Annotated in this window: 21 protein-coding genes; 12 read left to right on the top strand and 9 right to left on the bottom strand. The window is 66.2% G+C overall.

Annotated features, from left to right (window positions below):
- Positions 1-37: 37 nt before the first annotated feature.
- Positions 38-937 (bottom strand): LLM class flavin-dependent oxidoreductase, encoded by a 900-nt coding sequence (locus BMW72_RS15460; RefSeq protein WP_092112134.1) that lies wholly within the window; start codon positions 935-937, stop codon positions 38-40.
- A gap of 71 nt (positions 938-1008) precedes the next feature.
- On the opposite strand from BMW72_RS15460, the gene BMW72_RS15455 reads away from it, so the two are divergent.
- Together BMW72_RS15455 and BMW72_RS15450 are read left to right on the top strand one after the other, a co-directional pair.
- Positions 1009-2103, top strand: a complete 1095-nt coding sequence (locus tag BMW72_RS15455; RefSeq protein ID WP_092112132.1) for a M4 family metallopeptidase — start codon at positions 1009-1011, stop codon at positions 2101-2103.
- 9 nt (positions 2104-2112) lie between these two features.
- On the top strand, positions 2113-2379 hold the full coding sequence (locus BMW72_RS15450; RefSeq protein WP_134450412.1) for a protealysin inhibitor emfourin: 267 nt from the start codon (positions 2113-2115) through the stop codon (positions 2377-2379).
- A gap of 20 nt (positions 2380-2399) precedes the next feature.
- Here BMW72_RS15450 and BMW72_RS15445 read toward each other — a convergent pair whose 3' ends face one another.
- Positions 2400-2762 carry a hypothetical protein gene (locus BMW72_RS15445; RefSeq protein ID WP_134450413.1) on the bottom strand — a complete coding sequence of 121 codons (363 nt, stop codon included), beginning with the start codon at positions 2760-2762 and terminating at the stop codon, positions 2400-2402.
- A 219-nt stretch (positions 2763-2981) separates the two neighbouring features.
- Here BMW72_RS15445 and BMW72_RS15440 point away from each other — a divergent pair, with 219 nt between their 5' ends.
- Together BMW72_RS15440 and BMW72_RS15435 are read left to right on the top strand one after the other, a co-directional pair.
- On the top strand, positions 2982-3425 hold the full coding sequence (locus BMW72_RS15440) for a pyridoxamine 5'-phosphate oxidase family protein (protein WP_092112126.1): 444 nt from the start codon (positions 2982-2984) through the stop codon (positions 3423-3425).
- Between the two features lie 66 nt (positions 3426-3491).
- Positions 3492-3737, top strand: coding sequence for a DUF167 domain-containing protein (locus BMW72_RS15435; RefSeq protein ID WP_092112125.1), 246 nt, complete (start codon positions 3492-3494; stop codon positions 3735-3737).
- A gap of 90 nt (positions 3738-3827) precedes the next feature.
- Here BMW72_RS15435 and BMW72_RS15430 read toward each other — a convergent pair whose 3' ends face one another.
- The 3 genes from BMW72_RS15430 to BMW72_RS15420 form a co-directional block, all read right to left on the bottom strand.
- Complete coding sequence (locus BMW72_RS15430) at positions 3828-4199, bottom strand: FKBP-type peptidyl-prolyl cis-trans isomerase (RefSeq protein WP_092112122.1); 372 nt, start codon at positions 4197-4199, stop codon at positions 3828-3830.
- A gap of 212 nt (positions 4200-4411) precedes the next feature.
- Positions 4412-5656 (bottom strand): PrsW family intramembrane metalloprotease, encoded by a 1245-nt coding sequence (locus BMW72_RS15425; RefSeq protein WP_092112120.1) that lies wholly within the window; start codon positions 5654-5656, stop codon positions 4412-4414.
- 51 nt (positions 5657-5707) lie between these two features.
- Positions 5708-7099: an FAD-binding oxidoreductase gene (locus BMW72_RS15420; protein WP_092112118.1), complete on the bottom strand. Its 1392-nt coding sequence runs from the start codon at positions 7097-7099 to the stop codon at positions 5708-5710.
- Positions 7100-7173: 74 nt separating this feature from the next.
- On the opposite strand from BMW72_RS15420, the gene BMW72_RS15415 reads away from it, so the two are divergent.
- A complete protein-coding gene (locus tag BMW72_RS15415; RefSeq protein WP_255576056.1) occupies positions 7174-8757 on the top strand; it encodes a DNA-3-methyladenine glycosylase 2 in 1584 nt (527 codons plus the stop codon).
- A 9-nt stretch (positions 8758-8766) separates the two neighbouring features.
- Positions 8767-9642, top strand: a complete 876-nt coding sequence (locus BMW72_RS15410; protein ID WP_092112116.1) for a fumarylacetoacetate hydrolase family protein — start codon at positions 8767-8769, stop codon at positions 9640-9642.
- A 19-nt stretch (positions 9643-9661) separates the two neighbouring features.
- Here the strand turns inward: BMW72_RS15410 and BMW72_RS15405 are convergent, their stop codons facing one another.
- Complete coding sequence (locus tag BMW72_RS15405; protein ID WP_092112114.1) at positions 9662-11206, bottom strand: amino acid permease; 1545 nt, start codon at positions 11204-11206, stop codon at positions 9662-9664.
- 265 nt (positions 11207-11471) lie between these two features.
- Here BMW72_RS15405 and BMW72_RS15400 point away from each other — a divergent pair, with 265 nt between their 5' ends.
- From BMW72_RS15400 to BMW72_RS15380, 5 genes are read left to right on the top strand one after another with little or no spacing between them, the layout of a single operon-like run.
- Positions 11472-12839 (top strand): glutamine synthetase family protein, encoded by a 1368-nt coding sequence (locus tag BMW72_RS15400; protein ID WP_174843178.1) that lies wholly within the window; start codon positions 11472-11474, stop codon positions 12837-12839.
- Positions 12826-13653 carry a gamma-glutamyl-gamma-aminobutyrate hydrolase family protein gene (locus BMW72_RS15395; RefSeq protein ID WP_198410942.1) on the top strand — a complete coding sequence of 276 codons (828 nt, stop codon included), beginning with the start codon at positions 12826-12828 and terminating at the stop codon, positions 13651-13653. Before BMW72_RS15400 ends, BMW72_RS15395 begins: the two co-directional genes overlap by 14 nt.
- Complete coding sequence (locus BMW72_RS15390; RefSeq protein ID WP_092112110.1) at positions 13650-15011, top strand: aldehyde dehydrogenase family protein; 1362 nt, start codon at positions 13650-13652, stop codon at positions 15009-15011. The genes BMW72_RS15395 and BMW72_RS15390 overlap by 4 nt, the downstream gene beginning before the upstream one ends.
- A gap of 21 nt (positions 15012-15032) precedes the next feature.
- Positions 15033-15821 (top strand): 3-oxoacyl-ACP reductase, encoded by a 789-nt coding sequence (locus BMW72_RS15385; RefSeq protein ID WP_241983998.1) that lies wholly within the window; start codon positions 15033-15035, stop codon positions 15819-15821.
- Positions 15805-16569, top strand: coding sequence for a FadR/GntR family transcriptional regulator (locus BMW72_RS15380; protein ID WP_092112108.1), 765 nt, complete (start codon positions 15805-15807; stop codon positions 16567-16569). Before BMW72_RS15385 ends, BMW72_RS15380 begins: the two co-directional genes overlap by 17 nt.
- Before the next feature lie 73 nt (positions 16570-16642).
- On the opposite strand, the gene BMW72_RS15375 is transcribed toward BMW72_RS15380, so the two are convergent.
- Both BMW72_RS15375 and BMW72_RS15370 read right to left on the bottom strand, forming a co-directional pair.
- Positions 16643-18070: an NCS2 family permease gene (locus BMW72_RS15375; protein WP_277871556.1), complete on the bottom strand. Its 1428-nt coding sequence runs from the start codon at positions 18068-18070 to the stop codon at positions 16643-16645.
- A gap of 118 nt (positions 18071-18188) precedes the next feature.
- Complete coding sequence (locus tag BMW72_RS15370; RefSeq protein ID WP_092112102.1) at positions 18189-19754, bottom strand: carboxylesterase/lipase family protein; 1566 nt, start codon at positions 19752-19754, stop codon at positions 18189-18191.
- A 105-nt stretch (positions 19755-19859) separates the two neighbouring features.
- Here BMW72_RS15370 and BMW72_RS15365 point away from each other — a divergent pair, with 105 nt between their 5' ends.
- On the top strand, positions 19860-21137 hold the full coding sequence (locus tag BMW72_RS15365; protein WP_092112100.1) for a uracil-xanthine permease family protein: 1278 nt from the start codon (positions 19860-19862) through the stop codon (positions 21135-21137).
- A gap of 52 nt (positions 21138-21189) precedes the next feature.
- On the opposite strand, the gene BMW72_RS18845 is transcribed toward BMW72_RS15365, so the two are convergent.
- A partial coding sequence (locus BMW72_RS18845) for a hypothetical protein (protein ID WP_208598222.1) occupies positions 21190-21535 on the bottom strand: 346 nt, incomplete at its 5' end.

The following is a 21535-nucleotide window of genomic DNA, read 5'->3' as shown; positions in this document are numbered from 1 at the left end:
ACATCCGCCGGGCGGAAACACCGATCGACCGGTCTCTTTACTCGAATCGGTGCAGTGCGTCCGCGACCGTGTCGAGGACGGCTTCGTCTCCGGCGTAACTGCCGTGCTCCCGCGGCCAATGACTGATCACATCGGTGAAACCGAGCTCGGCGGCCCTGCCGACGGCATCGTCGAACGCGTTTATGCTCTGCAGGGAATACGTTCCGCCGCTATCGAGCGAGAGGTAGCGGTCGATCGTGGCGGGGTCGCGCCCGGCCGCGAGGGCGGCGTCCTCGAGGCGTTCGCTGAGATCGCGCACACTGGACCACCAGAGCTCCCCCTGCGCGCCGTCCTGGCCCGTCGTCACCCAGCCCTGCCCGAAGCGGCTGACCAGCCCGAGGCCCCTGGACCCGTTGGCGGCGATCAAGAACGGAACCCGGGAGCGCGTGGAATCAACGGCGGCGGGTTTCACCATGCGTGCGTTCCGGGCGGTGTACCAGTCACCGGTGAAGCTGATCCCCGCGGTCGTCTCCGACTCTTCACCACGCAGCAGCAGGTCGAGGTCGGTGACGAATTCGGCGAACCGCTCGTGCCGCTGCCGGGGCGTGTACTCCGGCTGGCCCAGCACCGTCGCGTCGAAACCGGTGCCGCCCGACCCGATGCCGAGCAAAAACCGCCCATTCGACACATCATCGACCGTGGCGATTTCCTTGGCGAAAGGCACCGGGTGCCGAAAGTTCGGTGATGAGACAAAGGTGCCGAGGCTGATGCGCTCGGTCACGGCCGCCGCCGCGGTGAGGGTGGGCACGGTCGCGTTCCAGGGTTCGTCGGCGAGCGAGCGCCACGACAGGTGGTCGTAGGCGAAGGCGTGGTCGAAGCCGTATCGCTCGGCGCCCAGCCATTTTCTGCGGGCAACCCGCCATGGGTCCTGCGGGAGAATGACGATTCCAAAGCGCATGGGTCGAGTCTATTTTGCGCGCCGTGAAGACTCGCTGTTGCAATGTCGGCGGCCGGTGCCAGACTCTGCACATGAACACTCCGCAGCTGGGCCCCGGTCCCCATCAGTACTGCACGATCGTTCCGCCATACCTGCTGGTGCGGCTGGCAAAACTCGACGATCCCCGATTCGCGCAGGCCGCAGCCGCGGCACGGCAGTCACTGCTGCGCGACTCACAGATTCGGCAGTTGCGGGGCGGGGCGCATCCGTTTCCCTATTCCGGGGCTCGCACCCTGCCGGCTCGCACACCCGGCCAGTCTGATCGCACCATTTCGGATGCCGACGGCCAGGAACGCCTACCCGGTCGCCGGGTACGCGCCGAGGGTCAGCCGGCCGGCAGCGACCCGGCGGTGAACGAGGCGTACACCAGCCTGGGCGCCACCCAGAACCTGTTCTGGACGCAGTTCGGGCGGGACAGCATCGACGGTGCCGGTCTGCCGATGGACGCGACGGTGCACTACGGCAAGCAGTACGACAACGCCTTCTGGGACGGCGAGCGCATGGTCTTCGGCGACGGCGACGGCCAGGTCTTCAATCGATTCACCATTTCGCCCAGTGTGATCGGGCATGAGCTCACCCACGGTGTCACCCAGTTCACCGCCAACCTTCAGTACCAGGGCCAGTCGGGGGCGCTCAACGAGTCCATCTCCGACGTGTTCGGTGCGCTGGTCGAGCAGCACACCAAGACCCAGTCGACGAACGAGGCCAGTTGGCTGATCGGCGAGGGTCTGTTCACCGACCAGGTCGAGGGTGTTGCCCTCCGTTCGATGAAGGCGCCGGGTACCGCGTACAACGACGATGTTCTCGGCAAAGATCCACAGCCGAGCAGCATGGCCGGGTACGTCGAGACCGAAGACGACAACGGCGGAGTGCACCTCAATTCGGGCATTCCGAACCGAGCGTTCTATCTGGTCGCCGAGGCCCTCGGCGGTAACGCCTGGGAGACCCCCGGCCGCATTTGGTATGACACGCTCACCGGCACGGGGGTCGGCCGCGCAAGTGATTTCGCGGCCTTCGCTGCGGCCACGGCCCAAACGGCCGCGACCTTGTATGGCATCGGTGGTGCCGCCCACGACGCGGTTCTGCGAGCCTGGGCGACGGTCGGGGTGCTGGCCGGGCCGGAGTAACATCGCGGTATGAAAGTGATTGTCTCGCGCAGTGGCGGGATGGCGGGAATCCGCCTGACCTGGGAAGTCCGAGTCGAAGAGCAACCCGACCCGGCGACGTGGGCCGATTTTCTCAACTCGCTGCCCTGGGACGATGTCACCGACAGTGAGGCCACCCCCGATCGGTTCGCATACCGCATTCGGTGCGCCCCGCACGAAGTCGTCCTGGCCGAACCACAGGTGAACGGTCCCTGGCGTGATCTGGTCAACCGGGTCAAGGCCGCCAACGGAATGTAGCGCCCCGATCCCGCTGAGGATCAGGCCTTCGGCCGACGGCCCCAGCGCGGCCGCCGTGCCGGATCGTCGGTCAGCGCCGCTTCGATATGTCCGTCGACCTGCTCACCGAAGTGGTCGTCGAAGTTCTCCTCGAGGTGAGCGGTGACGGTCTTGCCGATGCGGCGAGCCATCTCCTCGCGACGCTGGCGGCGTTCAGCAACGACGAGAACCTCGTGTTCGATGCGGAAGGCCTTGTAGATGGCCACGCACACACCGATCATGACGACGGCCAGAATGATGCCGAGTGCCGGGTAGAACACTCGAGGTGCCGATACGGCGAACCGCCGGGAAGTGGGAGGACTGCTGCTCGGCGTTGTCGCCGGTACTTCGGGTAGAGCACTCACTGTGGAACTTTTTTTGAAAACAGATTGCGGCACACGGCAAAACCAGATCGGGCCAAACGCCGGCTCCGCCAGATACCTGCCCCGATGGGCAAATTTCCAGCTGACAGGGCCAGCGTGCCGCATTGTGGGGGCAACAGATATGCGCCCCTGTTTGCCGTGAGCGTACGAAAATCGTGCCGCCACGCTCGCTCTGACCGGCCCGGCATGTGACGATGGACCATGACTTTCGACGACGTGAACGCGGCCTCCGTCCCCGTGCAGATTCTCAGTGAGGATGAGTGCTGGAATGCGTTGCTCTCGGCCAGTCTGGGTCGCGTCGCCGTGGCCGTCGGCGGCATCCCCGACATTTTTCCGGTCAACTTCGTGGCCGCCGATCGGCGCCTGCTGTTCCGCACCGCGTCGGGCACCAAACTGATCGAACTCACTGTGAACAACCGGGTCGCTTTCGAAACGGATGGTGTGGGTCGCGACGACGCCTGGAGTGTCGTTGTGCACGGAACAGCCCGGGCACTCCAGACCCAGCGTGAGATCGATGATGCTGCGGCGTTGCCGTTACGCCCGCTGATTCCCACGGTCAAGCCGGTCTTCGTTGAAATCGTGCCGGAGTCCGTCACGGGGCGGCGGTTCACGCTCGGGCCGGAACCGACGGCGACCCTGACCTGAACCAGGGCGCTACCGTTGGAGGGCGCCCCACCACAACCCGGGGCCAACAGGAGCGCCGTGCCCGCCATGCTCAACCTCACGGTGCACGTGAAGCCCGGCAGCCGTAAGGGTCCGCTCGTGGTCGACGACCCTGATGGTACGCCGGATCACCCTTCGGTGACGGTGTTCCTGCAGCAGCGGGCGGTCGAGGGTGCAGCCAACGACGCCCTGGTGGCCCTGCTGGCCAAGCATTTCATGGTGGCCAAGCGTGATGTGAGCATCATCCGGGGTCACACGTCGAAAATCAAACACCTGCGCATCGACCGGTCCTAGTCGGCGGCACCGGCCGGCACCGCACACAGACCGAACGGGACCCGGCTGAAGCCGCCGCGTCCCGTCCAGGGTGATTCCCGGTTATGCGGCCTAGCTGACGCCGAGCAGGTCGATGACGAAGATCAAGGTCTGGCCGGAGAGCCGGTGGCCGGAACCGGCCGGTCCGTACGCGAGGTGCGGCGGCACGACGAGCTTGCGACGCCCACCGACCTTCATGCCGGGGATCCCTTCCTGCCAGCCTGCGATGAGCGAACGCAGCGGAAAGTTGATCGACTGGCCGCGGTTCCAGGACGAGTCGAACTCGTCGCCGGACGCGAACTCAACGCCGAGGTAGTGCACGTCGACGGTGGCGCCGGCGGTCGCCTCGGCGCCGTCACCGACGACGACATCAACGATCTCGAGTTGGTCGGGCGCGGCGCCCTCTGGGAAGTCAATTTCGGGCTTGGAATTCAAATCAGTCATCCCCCCATCCAACCGGATTCTGCGCCGGATTGCACGCCGGGTGGACCCTCGAAAATTTATACTTGCGCCGGGCCGCCGCGGGGTGCACTCTTGATATACACCAACTCGTCGCATCGGGAGAGTCGTCGGCACTGCCACACCACCGAGGCGGCGAGTTTCTGTTGTGCACTGCCGGAACGGCGCATGGTCGAAACCGTGCGCTGCCGGAACAGTCAGTCCCGGCGCTTCTGGAACGCCGTTGCAGCCAACCCGGGCAGCGTCTGTGCGAGTACCTCGGCGCGATGCTGCATGAGGAGGTTGAGCAGGTGCGCTTCCTGGGCTTGCAGTGCCGGGGCGCTCTGGCCGCGCACGAGGCGGTCGCGCACGAAGGCGAGGCGCGTCGCATCCGCTATGAACCGGCGCATGGCGAGCTTCTTCAGCCGGTCCTGGCCTGTACCCCAGGCGAGCGCCTGACGTCGACCGGCACCGGTGCCGAGCATCGACACCTCGGCCGGGGTGAACCAGCCGGCCTGGGAATATTCGTGCAGCCGGCGCAGGGTGATCCGGGCTTCCTGCCGGCGCAGAAACACCACGACGAGAATGGCGGCAATGAACAGCGGCACCTGCACCACCACGTAGTAGCCGAGCACGGAAGCGTCGCCGGCGAGCACGAAGGTGGCACCGTTCCAGAGTGCGTGCAGACCGATCGCGGGAACCAGTCCGAACAGAAAGTAGCCGACCGCGCCGCTCTTGGTGGCGCCGCGTCGTGCGGCCAGACCCAGGGCGAGCCCGATGCAGATGGTGAACGTGACGTGCGCGAACGGTGAGAATACCCCGCGTAGCAGAAAGGTGATGCCGACGGTCTGCGCGGTGCCCTCGGTCAGGGCCAGCCCGAAGTACTGGATATTCTCCGAGAAGGCAAAGCCGGCGGCGATCGCCCCGGCGTAGACGACACCGTCGACGGGGCCCTCGAAGTGGCGGCGCACCGCCCAGAACAGCACCAGTATTCCGAAGCCCTTGGCCACTTCCTCCACAATCGGGGCCTGAATGACAGCGGATGCGAAATCACTCCCGGCGAGCGCGCCCGCGCTGGCCGCGATCGTGATCTGCACGCCGAGGTCGAAGACCAGCGCGCTGACGATGGAGATGCCGGCGCCCCAGAGCAGCGCAAACAGCAGGGCTGGCCGCGGCTCCGGGTCCCAGCGGTCGATCCAGCGCACCGCGAACAGCACGAGCGTGAGTGGCACCAGCGCCAGGAGCATCCCGAACAGCAGCGCGCCGCTACTGAGGAACGTCGTGAGGTAGGCGAACACGGCGAGCAGGGCCAGCCCGGCGAGCACGAGACCGCCGCCGAACATGACGATTCGCCCCCGGTTACGCGGGGGAAGCGGCTCGCGCCAGACCGCTTGCACCGGGCTGGGACTCACCTGAACGTGGTGCGCGGTCGGCTGGCGACCGGGCGGCTGGTGGAGACTCATGACTTGAGATTACCGGGGCGGGCGGCTCGGTCGTCGAACGGCTCGAACGGATCAGTCGTCGAACATGGTGCCGGGGTTCAGCAGGCCCAGCGGGTCGAAGACCGCCTTGAGCCGGCGTTGCAGGGCGAGGCTGGTGTCACCGATCTCGTCGCGCAGCCAGCGACGCTTGAGCACCCCAACGCCGTGTTCGCCGGTGAGTGTGCCGCCGAGTTTGAGGGCCGCCTGAAACATCTCGTCGGCGGCAGCCCAGATCTCGTCGGGCACCTCCGCATCCGCCGCCGCGCCCGGTCGGCGCGTGATCACGAAGTTCGGGTGCAGGTTGCCGTCGCCGGCGTGGGCGACCGTGGGAATGGAAATGCCGGTGCGGGCGCTGATCGCGGCGATCGCGTCGAACATCTCGGCCATGCGCGAGCGGGGCACGGACACGTCTTCGATGAGCACCTGGCCCAACTGTTCGAGGGCAGGGTGCATGGCGCGGCGGATGGCCAGCAGGCGGTCACCGGAGGCAGCATCCGTTGAGAGGGTGGCTTCGCCGCCGGCTTCGCGCAGCACGATGAGCGCGGCGTCGGCCTCGGCGAGCGCCGCCGGCCCGTCGGTCTGCACGAGCAGGAAGGCGCCGCGGCCGAGCGGTAACCCGGCCGATCCCTCCGGGCCGAGGTAGGTTGCCACGTGCCCCAGAGCGACCGGGTCGATCAGTTCCATGACGGCGGGGCGGATGCGTGCGGCCGTGATAGCCGCGCTGGCCGCGGCCGCAGCCCTGACGGTGTTGAAAACGGCGCCGATCGTGGCGATCGTGCCCTCGGTGAGTGCCCGCACCCGCACGGTCGCCTCGACGATGACGCCGAGCGTTCCCTCTGAGCCGGTGAGTAGGGCGGTCAGGTCGTAACCGGTGACGCCCTTCACGGTTCGATGCCCGGTGCGCAGCAGGCTGCCGTCGGCGAGCACGACGGTCAGGCCGAGAACAGCCTCCCGGGTGACCCCGTACTTCGCGCAGAGCAGCCCCCCGGCGTTCGTGGCGATGTTGCCGCCGACGGTGGAGATGGCTTTGCTGGCCGGGTCGGGGGCGAACCACAGGTTCTGCCGCGCGAGGGCGTCGTTGAGGGCCTGGTTGAGGACGCCGGCTTCGACGACGGCGAGTTCGTCGTCCGGGTTGATTTCGAGGATACGGGTCAGCCCGGCCACGCTCAGCACGATGGATCCGTCGGTGCCGCAGGCTCCGCCGGAGAGGCCGGTTCCGGCGCCACGGGTGACCACGGTGACCCGAAATTCGGTGGCGATACGCAGCGCGGCCTGAACCTGGTCAACCGTCGTGGCACGTACGATGGCGAGCGGCATGCCGTCGGCGACCCAGCCGGACTTGTCGGTGCGGTTTGCCGCGAGGTCGAGGGGGTCGACGCTGACGATATCGCCGAGCTCAAACTGGAGGCGCAGCAGTGCGTTCATCGTCCCAGCCTATCGAGCCGTGCCGTGTCTGATTTCCGCTACCGGCTGCCACCTGCGCGTGGCAGGCTCGGAGAGTGACCATTTCCTCCTCCCCCGCAATCAGGCTCGCCGACCCGGATTTCGCCGAACGGTATCGCATCATGTGCTCCCGGGACACCCGGTTCGACGGCCAGTTCATCACCGGCGTGCACACCACCGGCGTTTACTGCCGGCCGAGCTGCCCGGCGACGACGCCCAAACCCGGCAACGTGACGTTCTACCTCACTGCGGCGGCCGCCCACGAGGCCGGCTTGCGGGCCTGTAAACGCTGCCTGCCCGATGCTGTGCCCGGTTCACCGGCCTGGAACATGCGCGACGACCTCGCCGCCCGGTCAATGCGACTCATCTCGGACGGCGTCGTCGAGCGTGACGGTGTGCCGGGGCTCGCCGCCCGCCTCGGCTACACGCCAAGGCACCTGACCCGGGTGCTCGTCGCCGAACTCGGCGCGGGTCCGCTCGCCCTCGCCAGGGCGCACCGGGCTCAGACGGCCCGCCTGCTGCTGCTGGGCACCGACCTGCCGATCACCGACGTGGCCTTCGCCGCCGGCTTCGGCAGTGTTCGCCAATTCAACGACACCGTCGTCGCTGTCTACGAACGCACCCCGTCCCAGGTGCGTTCCAGCCGCCGTTCCGCGCCGGAGACAACCTCCTCCGGCATCGCCGAAACCAGAATCACGCTGCAACTGCCGGCTCGAACACCGTTCGACGGCGCCGGCGTGCTGCGCTTTCTCGGAACGCGCGCCCTGCCCGGCGTCGAAACGGCCACCGACACGAGCTACGCCCGCACGGTTCGACTGCCGCACGGTACGGGCGTGGTGGAGGTGACCCTGTCGGGAACGGATGCTGCCCCCGCGCTGACTTGCAGCATCCGCTTGGCGCACCTCACCGACCTGGCCCCCCTGGTGAGTCGGATCCGCCGGTTGTTCGACCTCGACGCCGATGCCCAGGCGATCGACCGCCACCTGGCCACTGACCCGGCGTTGGCCTTCTCGGTCGCGCAGACTCCCGGAATCCGCGTACCTGGCAGCATAGACGCCGAGGAATCCCTGTTCCGGGCGCTGATCGGGCAGCAGATCTCTGTCGCTGCGGCCCGCACCGCGCTGACCAGGCTGGCCGACGCCCTCGGCGACCGACTTCCCGGCCCCGAGCTGCAGCTACTGTTCCCCACCCCGGCCCAGATCGCTGCGGGCGGCCTGGCGGTGTTACGAGGGCCCCGCGCCCGCATCGAGACCATTCTGCGGGTCGCGCAGGCACTGGCAGCGGGTGATCTGGCGTTGTCCCCCGGACAGACCCGCGCAGAATTGGAGGGGAGCCTGATGGCCCTGCCCGGTATCGGACCGTGGACGGCCGGCTACGTGGCCATGCGGGTGCTCGGCAGCCCCGATATTCTGCTGACCAGCGACCTGGCACTGCGGCAGGGCGCTGGCCGGCTTGGCCTGGCGGTGGAACCGCGCACCCTCGCCGCCCGCGGGGCTGGCTGGGCGCCCTGGCGCAGTTACGCCGGAATGCACCTGTGGCGCGCGGCCGGCGCTCCTGTGGCTGCTGCATGGGACTCCTCCAAGCAGACCGACCGAGGGTTGGAGCACCCCACAGCGAAACCCGCAGGCCGCGCCGGTTAGCCTAGAAGAGTGAAATTTGCGCATCTACGAGTTGACGGCTCCTCCGTTCCCCGATTGGCCGTGATCTTCGATGATGCGGCGCTGTTCCTCGACGAGGTCATCGATGATGCCCCCCGCGACCTGCAGGACCTGCTCGAACAGGGCGAGGCCGGGTACGAACGTATTCGCGCGCTCAGCCTCGATGCCGTCTCGAACGGTGCAGCACTAACGCCGATCGACGAGCTGCGGCATTCCTCCGCGGTGCTGCGCCCGCCGCAGATCATCGCGATTGGCGCCAACTACGCCGCGCACTCGTCCGAGCTGAGCCTGCGCCTCGAGACGGCGGCGACCGTTTTCTCGCTCTGGCCGAACTCGCTCACCGGGCACGGCTCGACCATCACCTGGCCGCGTGACCTCACCACCCAGGTCGACTACGAAGCCGAACTCGGTGTGATCATCGGTCGCCCAGCGCACAACGTGTCGGTTGCCAACGCGCTGGACTATGTCTTCGGGTACACCGTCGTGAACGACATCACCGCGCGCGACCTGCAGTTCTCCGAGGCCCAGTGGTCCCGTTGCAAGTCCTTCGACGGTTTCACGCCCACCGGTCCGCTCGTCGTCACCGCCGATGAGATCGGCGACCCGCAGAACCTATGGCTGACCACGCACGTCGACGGTCGCATTCTGCAGGACGCCTCGAGCGGCGACATGGTGCGCACCGTCGCGGAGATCATCGCCTACCTGTCCAAAACCTCGACGCTGATGCCGGGAACCCTCATCTCCACCGGCAGCCCTGGCGGTGCCGGTTACAGCCGCAAACCGCCGATCTTTCTGCGCGACGGCTCCACCGTGACCATCTCGATCGACAAGATCGGCATGCTCACGACGCACTGTCGCGAGATCTAGCCGCGCCCCGAGGTCCTGGTCAGAGGCGCGGGTCGTCCTTGCCGTCGCGGGCGAGCAGTTCATCCTCGACCGTGCCGCCGTAGCCATCCGCTTGCGGGTCGCGGTGCAACCCGCCCGAGACCGCGTATTCCTCCTCGGGTGAAAGAACGAGTCGCTTGCGCCCCCAGAAGGCGAAGGCCAAGAGCATCACCAGGTAGACCACGGCGATGGCCGCAATCGCCGGGCGTGCCGGTTCGTTGATGAAGAACCCGAAGAAGATCGCCAGTGAGAGGATGCCGGCGATGACGGCACCCGGAACGCCCCAGGGGCTGCGGTACGGGCGGCTCGCGTTCGGGAACTTTCTGCGCAGCAGCACAAACGACACCATCTGCAGCACGTAGGCGATCACAGCACCCCAGACCGCGATGTTGAGCACGATGGCTCCCGCGACGCCCCCGGCCCCGCCGAGCGAATCGACCAGCACGAGGGCGACGAAACCGATGACCGCACCCACGAGCAGGGCGATGGCCGGGGTCTGACGTTTTCCGGTGAGTGACAGAAACTTCGGGTAGTAGCCGGCCCGCGACAGCGAATACATGTTCCGTCCGTAGGCGAACATGATCCCCTGCAACGAGGCCAAGAGCCCGATCAGCGCGAACAGGGCCAGCACCGCTGCGGCGCCGTCGCCCACAATCGCTCGGAACCCATCGAGCAGAGGCTCGCTCGATCCGGCAATCTCGGACGCACCCACCACTCCGGTGTTGAGAAACAGCACAAGCAGGCCCGTTACGATCAGCGTGGTGCGAGCGATGAGGCCGGCCCGCGGGATATCCCGCACCGGATTGTGCGATTCCTCGGCGGCCAGCGGGAGTTCCTCGATGCCCAGGAAAAACCACATGGCATACGGCAGCGCGAACAGGATCGGAACGATTCCGTGTGGCAGGAAGGCGCTCTGACCGGCATCCGGCGTGATATTGAAGAGGCTGTCCCAGCTGAACAAACCGGAGAACGCGGCCATCACCGAGAACACCAGCAGGATGGCAATGGAGATGATCGCGACGACGATGGCGAATTTGAAGGAGATGGCCGCTCCGGCAGCATTGAGTGCGATGAAAGCGACGTACAGGATGAGCCACCACACCCACGGCGGCAGGGAGACACCGAGCAGTTCCTGCGTGATCCCGTCGGCGTAGGAAGCTGAGAAATACACGATGACGGCGGTGGTCGCGACGTACTCGATGGTCTCGGCCAGCCCGGTGACGAACCCGCCCCAGGGGCCCATGGCGGCGCGGGCGAACGAGTAGGCCCCGCCGGTGTGCGGCATCGCAGACGCCATCTCGCCGATGCTGAAGATCATCCCGTAGTACATGACGATGAGCAGCAGGAAGGCGACCAGCATTCCGCCAAAACCGGCGAAGTCGATACCAAAGTTCCAGCCCGAAAAGTCACCGGAGATCACCGCAGCCACGGCCAGGCCCCACAGGCCCCAGATGCCCGCGCTGCGGGTGAGGCGGCGCTTCTCGAAGTAGCCGGCCTGCGCCGTGGTGTACTTCACGCCCGAAACTTTCAAGGTGTCTTTGGACATCTCAATTCCTTTGCGCTCGTCGCGCACCCGAGGACTTAGCCGAAGGCGGGGCGCAATCGTTCAGTGAGGTTGCCACGATGCTAGGCGGGGAATGGTTCGCTGTATATACCTTTGAAGAAAATCAGGTTCGTGAATCAAAGCCCGAGCACCGCTCCCGCGCTGATGAAGTGTGGTCTAATGGTTGCAAATTGCACGATTGACCCGTTTGACGCCTCACCCGCACCGACTCATCCGCACCGACTCAACGGCACCGAGGAGAAGCCCAGTGAATACTCGATCCGGAAACCTCACCCTCGACGACCTGACCATTCTGGTTTCCAACCGCGAGATCGACACGGTGATCGTCGCGTTCACCGACATGCAGGGCCGACTCGTTGGTAAACGACTCTCCGCGCGGCTGTTCCTGGAGGATGCTGCCGCTCATGGCGCGGAATGCTGCAACTACCTTCTCGCCGTCGACGTCGAGATGAACACCGTCGATGGCTATGCCACGTCGAGCTGGTCGCACGGCTACGGCGATATGGCGATGATCCCGGACCTCGACACGCTGCGGTTGGCCCCGTGGCTGCCCGGAACAGCGCTCGTCACCGCCGACCTGCACTGGCTCGACGAGAAGCCAGTGCTCGCCTCTCCGCGTCAGATTCTGCGCCGGCAACTGGACCGACTGGCCGAACATGGTCTCAAGCCGTTCTGTGCAACCGAGCTCGAGTTCATCGTCTTCGACGACGGTTACCGCGAGGCCTGGAAGAAGGGGTATCACGGCCTCACGCCGGCGAGCGACTACAACATCGATTATTCGCTGTTGGCATCCACTCGAATGGAACCGCTGCTGCGCGATATTCGCCTTGCCATGGACGGCGCCGGCATGTACTGCGAAGGAGTGAAGGGCGAGTGCAATCTCGGGCAGCAGGAGATCGGGTTCCGCTATGCGACCGCCCTGGCCACCTGTGACAACCATTCCGTCTACAAAAGTGGCGCCAAGGAGATCGCCGACGCGCACGGTAAGAGCCTCACGTTCATGGCCAAGTTCAACGAGCGCGAGGGCAACAGCTGCCATATCCACATCAGCCTGCAGGGCCCGGGAGGTGAACCGGTCTTTCACGACGCCCAGGCTGAACACGGCATGTCAACGCTCTTCCGACAGTTCCTGGCCGGACAGGTTGCGCTCATGCGGGAACTGACCCTGTTCTCCGCCCCCAACATCAACTCGTACAAGCGTTACGTGCCGGGTAGTTTCGCGCCGACAGCGCTGGCCTGGGGGCTCGACAATCGAACGTGTGCCCTGCGCGTCGTCGGGCACGGCGCGGCTCTGCGGGTGGAGAACCGGGTTCCCGGCGGCGACGTCAATCAATATCTGGCTGTCGCAGCCTTGATCGCGGCTGGCCTGTACGGCATCGAGCACGAACTCGAGCTGGAACCCGCCTACCAGGGAAACGCGTACACCAGCAACGTGCCGCGAGTTCCGTCGTCTCTGCGCGAATCGGCCGAACTGTTCGCCGGTTCCGTCGCCGCCCGCGAGGCGTTCGGCACCGAGGTCGTCGAGCATTACCTGAACAACGCTCGCATCGAGGTTGACGCCTACAACGCCGCCGTGACCGACTGGGAGCGGGTGCGCGGCTTTGAGCGACTCTGAGACTTTCAGTGACTCTGACGCCAGACCGGTGATCGGCCTGACCACCTATCTCGAACAAGCCCAGACCGGGGTCTGGGATGTGCCGGCCGCGATTCTGCCGCGCGTCTATTTCGACGCGATCACCAACGCCGGCGGCATCGCCGTGCTGCTGCCGCCCCAGCCCGTGAACGCCGCCATCGCCAACCGGGTGCTCGACGGGCTCGACGCCCTGGTCGTCACCGGCGGTAAAGACGTCGACCCGGCTCGCTACGGGCAGGCCGCCCATCCCCAGACCGACGAGCCCCGACCCGATCGAGACGCCTGGGAAGAGGTGCTGCTGCACCAGGCTATCGCCCGCGAACTGCCGTTTCTCGGCATCTGTCGGGGGGCGCAGATGCTCAACGTCGCCCTCGGTGGGAGTCTCCACCAGCATCTGCCCGACCTGGTCGGCGACACCACCTATCAAGCCGGCAACGGTGTGTTCAATGTCGTCGACGTTGCCGTCGAACCAGAGTCGAGGCTCAGCGAACTGCTGGGCAACCAAACGCTCCTGCCGGCGGTGCCGGTGTACCACCACCAGGCCATAGACCGCGTCGCCGCCGGTCTGCGGGTGACAGCCGCAACGGATGCCGGCATCGTGCAGGCTGTGGAGCTGACGACGGTGCCGTTCGGGATGGCCGTTCAGTGGCATCCGGAACAAACGCCCGACGACCTTCGCCTCTTCGCCGGACTGATCAGCGCCGCGCGCGACTTTCGAGCGGCCAGGCAGCACCGGGCCAAGCCAGAACCGCATCCGGCACGGTATCCGGCAGGGGCAGAAAAGGAAACAGCATGAGCAGCTACACCGTCGTCAACCCGGCCGATGAATCGATCGGTGAAACCGTCGAGCACCGGGGCCTGGACGAAACCGACGAGGCGATCGCCCGTGCCGTGCTGGCCCAGACGGTGTGGGCCAGCGTGGTGCCCGCTGACAAGGCCCGCGTCTTACGGCGATTCGCAGAAGTTGTCGACGCTGACCGGGAAAACCTGGCCGCAATCGAGGTCCGCAACTCGGGGCATCCGATCACGCAGGCGCGTTGGGAAGCGGGGCACGTGCGTGACGTGCTCGACTATTACTCGGCAGCTCCCGAGCGCATGTTCGGGCAGCAGATCCCCGTCGCGGGCGGTATCGACCTCACCTTCCACGAGCCGCTCGGCGTGGTCGGTGTCATCACTCCGTGGAACTTTCCGATGACGATCGGTGCCTGGGGATTCGCGCCGGCCCTCGCAGCCGGAAACGCCGTGGTTTTGAAACCGGCGGAATGGACACCGCTGTCAAGCATCCGTTTAGCAGAACTCGCCCTCGACGCGGGTCTGCCGGAAGGACTTTTCCAGGTGCTGCCTGGGCGTGGCTCAGTCGTGGGAAACCGGTTTGTGACGCACCCCGACGTACGCAAGGTCGTGTTCACCGGCTCGACCGCCGTCGGCAAGCAGATCATGGCCGGCTGTGCCGACCAAGTCAAGCGGGTGACCCTGGAACTGGGCGGCAAGAGCGCCAATCTCGTCTTCGCCGACGCCGACCTGGAACGCGCTGCCGCTGCAGCGCCGTCGGGCGTGTTCGAGAACGCGGGCCAGGATTGCTGCGCGCGAAGTCGTATCCTGGTGCAGGCCAGCGTGTTCGATCGGTTCATGGAGCTGCTCGAACCGGCTGTCGCCGCGGTACGGGTCGGCGATCCGACCGACCCGGCCACCGAGATGGGCCCCTTGGTCTCACGACAGCATCACGCTGCCGTGTCGGCGTATCTGCCCGCGGATGCACCGGTCGCCTTCCGCGGGAGCGCTCCGACCGGCCCGGGGTTTTGGATCGTCCCGACCGTACTCACGCCCTCCAGCCGTCTTGATCGCTGCGTGACCGAGGAGATCTTCGGCCCGATCGTGACCGTGCTGCCTTTCGACGATGAGACCGATGCCGTGAAGCTCGCCAATGACACCGACTACGGGTTGTCCGGTTCGATCTGGACCAGGGACGTCGGCCGGGCCATTCGCGTTGCCCGCGGCGTGGAGTCGGGCAACCTGTCGGTCAATTCGCACTCGTCGGTGCGCTACTCGACCCCGTTCGGCGGGTTCAAGCAGTCCGGACTCGGGCGGGAATTGGGACCGGATGCCCCCCTGCACTTCACTGAAACCAAGAACGTTTTCATCGCGGTTGACTAGTTCCACACTGAAGGAGAACCTGTGAGTATCACGCCCATCGACCTGACCCAGCGCCTGGCAGGCAAGGTCGCCGTCATCACCGGCGGGGCCAGTGGTATCGGCCTGGCCACCGCCAGGCGGTTCAGCGCCGAGGGCGCCATCGTCGTCATCGGTGACCTCGACGACACGGCCGGCCAGGCGGCCGCAGATCTGGTCGGCGGTCTCTTCGTCAAGGTCGATGTCACCGATCAGGACCAGGTGGATCATCTCTTCGACACCGCATTCGAGGCTTATGGATCGGTCGACGTGGCCTTCAACAACGCGGGAATTTCTCCGCCCGACGACGACTCCATTGAGACGACCGAACTTCCCGCCTGGCAAAAAGTGCAGGACGTCAACCTCAAATCGGTGTACCTGTGCTGCCGCGCGGCCCTGCGCCATATGGTGCGTCAGGGCAGCGGATCGATCATCAACACCGCCAGTTTCGTCGCCGTGCTGGGGTCAGCGACCAGCCAGATCTCCTACACCGCGTCAAAGGGCGGAGTCCTCGCGATGAGCCGGGAACTGGGCGTGCAGTTCGCCCGCCAGGGCATTCGGGTGAACGCACTCTGCCCGGGGCCGGTCAACACGCTCCTGCTGCAGGAACTGTTCTCGAAGGACCCCGAGCGTGCAGCTCGGCGGCTGGTTCACATTCCGATCGGTCGTTTCGCCGAACCCGAAGAGCTCGCGGCGGCCGTTGCTTTTCTGGCCAGTGACGACTCGTCCTTCATGACCGGCACCACCTTTCTGGTGGATGGTGGCATCAGCTCGGCCTATGTCACGCCAGAGTAGTGCCGGACCGCCGACGGCAGGCCTGAGCAGTGACCTGCTCCTGGGCCCTGTTTCTGGCACCAACACGTTCGAAGAGACGGTGCAACGACTGCTGCAAACGGTGCGGCTGGGTCTGATCGCGCCGGGCGAGCGGCTGCCGGCCGAACGAGAACTGGCTGCGCAATTGGGCGTCAGTCGCGACACGCTGCGCGAGGCGATAGCGTCCCTTGCCGGGGCCGGCTACCTGATTTCCCGGCGTGGGCGCTACGGCGGCACCTTCGTCAGCAACGTGCTGCCCGCGCCGCCGCTGCTGGCGGAGAAAAACCCAACCGGCGCCTCGCACCCGTCGATCACCGCAGCCCAGATCGATGACGTGCTCACCCTGCGGGACATTCTCGAGGTCGGCGGCGCCCGCGCCGCCGCCGGCCGCGTGCTGTCCCCGCCGGAACGTGAGCTGCTCTGGTCGAGCCTGGAGGCGGCCGCGGCCGCCGACGCCGATGAGTACCGCCGCGTCGATTCCCGCCTGCACCTCTATATCGGCGAGTTGGCCGGTTCGCCGTCGCTCGTGCCGCTCCTCGCCGACGTGCGCATGCGGCTCAACGAATTGCTCGATGCCATTCCCCTGCTGGCGCCCAACATCGCCCATTCCAACAAGCAGCATGAACAGATCGTCATCGCAATTCTCACCGGTCGACCGGATGCCGCAACCGACGCCATGCGGGAGCACCTGAGCGGGACCGCCCTGCTGCTGCGCGGTTTTCTCGAATAGGCGGGCTGAGCGGGCCAATCTCACGGGCGTGAGCCCCGACATCCGTTCGCCGCGCTAGTCACCGATCAGGGCTTCAGCCGAGCAGCGCCTCGACCGGGCCGCGCACGAAGAAGAGCACGAACCCGGCCGCGACAACCCAGAGCAGCGGGCTGATCTCGCGGCCCTTGCCCGACAGGCTGCGCACGAGCACCCAGCTGATGAACCCGGCGCCGATGCCGTTGGCGATCGAGTAGGTCAGCGGCATCACGATGATGGTCAAGAAGATGGGCAGGGTGCTGGAGAATTCGGTGAAGTCGAGGTGGCGAATCTGCGACACCATGAGTGCTCCGACGATCACGAGCGCGGCGGCAGCCACTTCGAGAGGCACGATCTGGGTCAGCGGGGTAAAGAACATGGCGGCCAGAAAGAGGATGCCGGTGATCACGTTGGCCGCGCCGGTGCGGGCGCCCTCACCGATTCCGGCGCCCGATTCGATGAACACGGTGTTCGAGGAGGCGCTCGTGGCCCCGCCGGCGACGGCGCCGATGCCCTCCACGATCAGTGCCGATTTCAGCCGCGGGAACTTGCCGTCCTGATCGGCCAGGCCGGCCTCACTGGCCAGTCCGGTCATGGTGCCCATGGCGTCGAAGAAGTTGGTGAAGACCAGGGTGAAGACGAGCATCACCGCGGCGAGCATGCCGATTCGTTCGAACGCACCGAAGGAGACCTGGCCGATCAGGCCGAGGTCGGGCAGCGCGACAACGCTTGTCGGCAGCACCGGGGCGTTCAGGTTCCAGCCGGCCGGGTTGGTGCCGAACGAGGGCCCGACCTTAAAGATGGCCTCGAGGATCACGGCGATGGCGGTGGTCGCCACGATGCCGATCAGCAGCGCAGCCTTGACCTTACGAGCCAGAAGCACGCCGATAATGATGAGCCCGACGACAAAGACCGCGGTCGGCAGGGTAGCGATCGAGCCGGCGTCACCGAGCTGAACCGGCGGTGAGTTCGCGCCGCTGGCGCGCACGAAGCCGGAGTCGACAAGGCCGATGAACGCGATAAACAGGCCGATACCGACGGTAATGGCGATTTTCAGCTGCCGCGGGATGGCGTTGAAGATGAGTGCGCGCAGGCCGGTCGAAGCGAGGAGCACGATGATGAGGCCGTTGATGACGACGAGGCCCATCGCCTCAGCCCAGGTCACCTGGCCGACGACGCTCACGGCGAGGAACGAGTTGATGCCGAGCCCGGCTGCGAAGCCGTAGGGCAGGCGGGCGATGACGCCGAACAGAATCGTCATGACGCCGGCCGTCAGTGCGGTGACGGCGGCGACCTGCTCATTGGGCAGCCAGCCGCCTTCCACGTCGACGGCGGCCTGGTCGGCGCTGAAGCCGCCGAGAATCAGCGGGTTCAGAATGACGATATAGGCCATCGTGACAAAGGTGACGACGCCGCCGCGAAATTCTCGGGACCAGGTGGAGCCCCGGCTGGTGATCTCGAAATACGAGTCGACGCGGGCCTTCAGGCCACGTGCTGCCGGCTGCGGCGAGGCCGCGTGAGTGGGTGTTTCGGTGCTGCTGATGGTGTGCTCCCGGTGCCGTGGCGTTTAACGCAAGGTTCCAGTCTACGACGGCACCGACCCCTCACACGTGCGGCACGAACCGTCCCCAGGCCAGACGTCGTTCCCGATTCGGGTCGGCTTCGACGTGGTCGGTTTGGTCGATGATGAGCGTCTCACGGGTGGTTTCGTCGTAGCGCGGCCACGTAGCCGATGGCACGCCGCCGGCTACGAAGCCGAGCCACCAGTCCTGCATTCGGGCGCCGATGTTCTGGAAGGCGCGACGACCGCCCAGCGCGGTCATGCCACGACCGAACCAGCCGTCGAGCCGGTCGAACAACGGAAACAGTTCGAGGCCGTGGGTGGCGTCGAGTCCCATCAGCCGCAGCAGGCGCGGCGCCGCGTCGAAGCGGTAGAAGTACACCGGGGCATAGCGGGAATGGCGTTCGCCGACCTTCACGCTCGGGTACCAGAACGAGTAGTCACCGCCGAAATCGAGCGCGGCCCGCAGCGCCGGAATTCCCGGATACTGCGCTTTGAGCGCCTTTTTCGCCTTCTTCTTGGTGTTCTTGAAAATCGCGCGGATGCGCGGGGGCGTCGTGGCGAGAATGTCGATGCGGCCGCTGAACAGCGAGCCCTCCCGCGCGTTGGTGCCGATGATCAGCGGGATGCGGGCGGCCCGACCATCCCGGAAGGCGTCGAGCGGGCGTTCAGGCAGAAAGTCGCCGTCGATGACCGGGCAGAGGGGAATCGTTCCCGGGTCTTGGTCTGGTGTGCGCACGGTGAGCGCCGTCGTCGCCTCGGCGAGCCTGGCCGGGTCGGTCGCGAGCAGCAGGCGGGCGGCATCCGCGTTGCTGTGCGGTCCGGGGCTGTCCACCAGACTGTCCACGAACTCGCCAGCCCACCGCGCGGTGAGGTCACTCGGATACACCGCGTTGGGCGGCGCGCTCTGCGCAATCGCCCCGTGGAACAGCCCGGCGGCACTCGGTACGGTCATCAGGGTGGTGACCGCGTTACCGCCGGCTGACTCACCGAACAGGGTGACGGCATCCGGGTCTCCGCCGAAGGCGCGAATGTTGCCCTGCACCCATTGCAGTGCGGCGACCTGGTCGCGCAGCCCCAGATTGCTCTCGAACGGATGCTCCGGCGTGGCATACCGGGAAAAGTCCAGGTACCCGAGAGCCCCGAGCCGGTAGTTGAGGCTGACGTAGACGATGCCGCCGCGCCGAACGAGTCCCTCGCCCTGGCGCGGCACCTCGCGGCTGGAACCGACGCTGTATGCACCGCCGTGGATGAACACCATCACGGGGCGCAGGGCGCTTTGCAGCCCCGCACCCTGACGCATCCGCTCGTCGGGAGCGATCACGTTGAGATTGAGGCAGTCCTCCCCCTGCGGGATGCGTGGATGAGCGCCACGAAACTGCCCCTTGTGACTCTGCGGGGCGACGAGGCCCCACTCGCTCGCATCGCGTACCCCGCGCCAGGACGGTGCCGGCTGCGGGGCACGAAAGCGCCGGTCACCGACCGGAGCTGCCGCGTAGGGGATTCCGCGCCAGGCGAGCACTCCGCGCTCGCGCACCCCGCGCAGCAGACCGGTGGATACTCGCACCTCAAGACCTGCCTCGGTGGTGGGATCAGCGAGTTGACTCATGCAGCGAGTCTATTCCGCGGCGCTGTCAGAGCGATGCCGTGCGAGCGGCACTGCTCGGCGACTACGCTCGAGTCAGATCACGCACCTGAAGAAACGAGAACCACAATGGCACTGCCCTGGACCCTGCACGGCGACGGAAAAACGGTCGGGGCGCAGGAGGTCGTCGGTCCTGGCGAACGTTTGAACTGGCCGTTGACCATCGGAATCGGCTCGCAGCACGTCGTCGCCATGTTCGGTGCGACTTTTCTGGTACCGCTGCTCACCGATTTTCCGCCGAGCACGACGCTGCTGTTCTCGGGCATCGGAACACTGCTCTTTCTGCTGATCACCGGCAATAAACTGCCCAGCTATCTCGGCTCGTCGTTCGCCTTCATCGCACCGATCACCGCGGCAACGGCCTCGGCCGGAATGAGCAGCGCTCTGTTCGGAATCCTCGCCGTCGGGGTACTGCTCGCCCTGGTCGGCGTCATCGTGCAACTCACCGGCACCGGCTGGATCGACCGGCTGATGCCGCCGATCGTGTCGGGCGCCATCGTCGCACTGATCGGCTTCAACCTCGCTCCGGTCGCCAAGGCCAACTTCGAGAAGGCACCGCTCACCGCGCTCATCACCCTCCTCGCCGTGATTTTGTGCACCGTGCTGTTTCGCGGCATCCTCGGCCGGCTGTCGATCTTTCTCGGCGTGGTCGTCGGCTACATCGCGGCGGTCTTTTTCGGCGAAGTTGATTTCAGTCGGGTCGCCGAAGCCGCCTGGATCGGCTTGCCGCCCTTCACCGCGCCGGCTAACCCGTTTGAGAACCCGGCCGCCGTCTTCGGCGTGCTGCCCGCTTTTCTCCCGGTTGTGCTCGTGCTCATCGCCGAGAACGTCGGCCACATCAAGGGGGTCGCCCAGATGACGGATGCGAAGGTGAACCGGCTGACCGGGCGGGCTTTGCTTGCCGACGGCCTGGCCACCATGCTCGCCGGCTTCGGCGGCGGCAGCGGTACCACGACCTACGGTGAAAACATCGGCGTCATGGCGGCGACCCGCATCTACTCAACGGCCGCATACTGGGTTGCGGGAATCGTCGCGATCCTGCTCGGTCTCTCCCCCAAGATCGGTGCGATCATCTTCACGATCCCCGACGGTGTGCTCGGCGGAGTCACCACGGCGCTCTACGGGCTGATCGGTGTCATCGGCGTGAAGATCTGGCTCGACAACAAGGTCGACTTCTCCAAGCCGGTGAACCAGTTCACGGCAGCGACCGCGCTGATCATCGGCATCGCCGACTTCACGCTTAATGCCGGAGCGCTCAGCTTCAACGGCATCGCGCTCGGAACCGTAGCCGCCATCGTGATCTACCACCTGATGACCTGGCTGGCGCGGGTCCGCCGAACCGCCTGACCCGCTCACCAAGCGAATGACCGAAACTGCGCGAACAGCGGGACTGTTCCGCCTAGTGGCGGTAATCGTCGAGTGGGTGGCCCGGTCGCGGGTCGTTCCCCTGTCTCTGGTCGAGGGCGTGTCGCTGGTCGAGCGCGTGAAGACCGTGCTGCGATCGTGCAGGCAGAACGCTACCCCAAGCACTGTCGCTTGCTGAGCCGCCGGGCACGCGCCGGGCGGTGGCCGACAGATCGGGTGAGGCTGGCAGCATGAGCGGGTTCTTGCTCGGTAGGGCGATGAGCGCCTGCTCGGGGTCGATCTCGGCGGCGGGTTGCAGCCAGTATTCGTCGTCTCGGAGCAGGATTTTCCAGTGTCGGTTGTGGAGCAGTAGGTGGTGCAGGGCGCAGAGCAGAATCGCC

The organism is Cryobacterium luteum (assembly GCF_900110125.1).
Lineage (GTDB): Bacteria > Actinomycetota > Actinomycetes > Actinomycetales > Microbacteriaceae > Cryobacterium > Cryobacterium luteum.
This window is presented reverse-complemented; position numbering and strand designations above follow the sequence as displayed.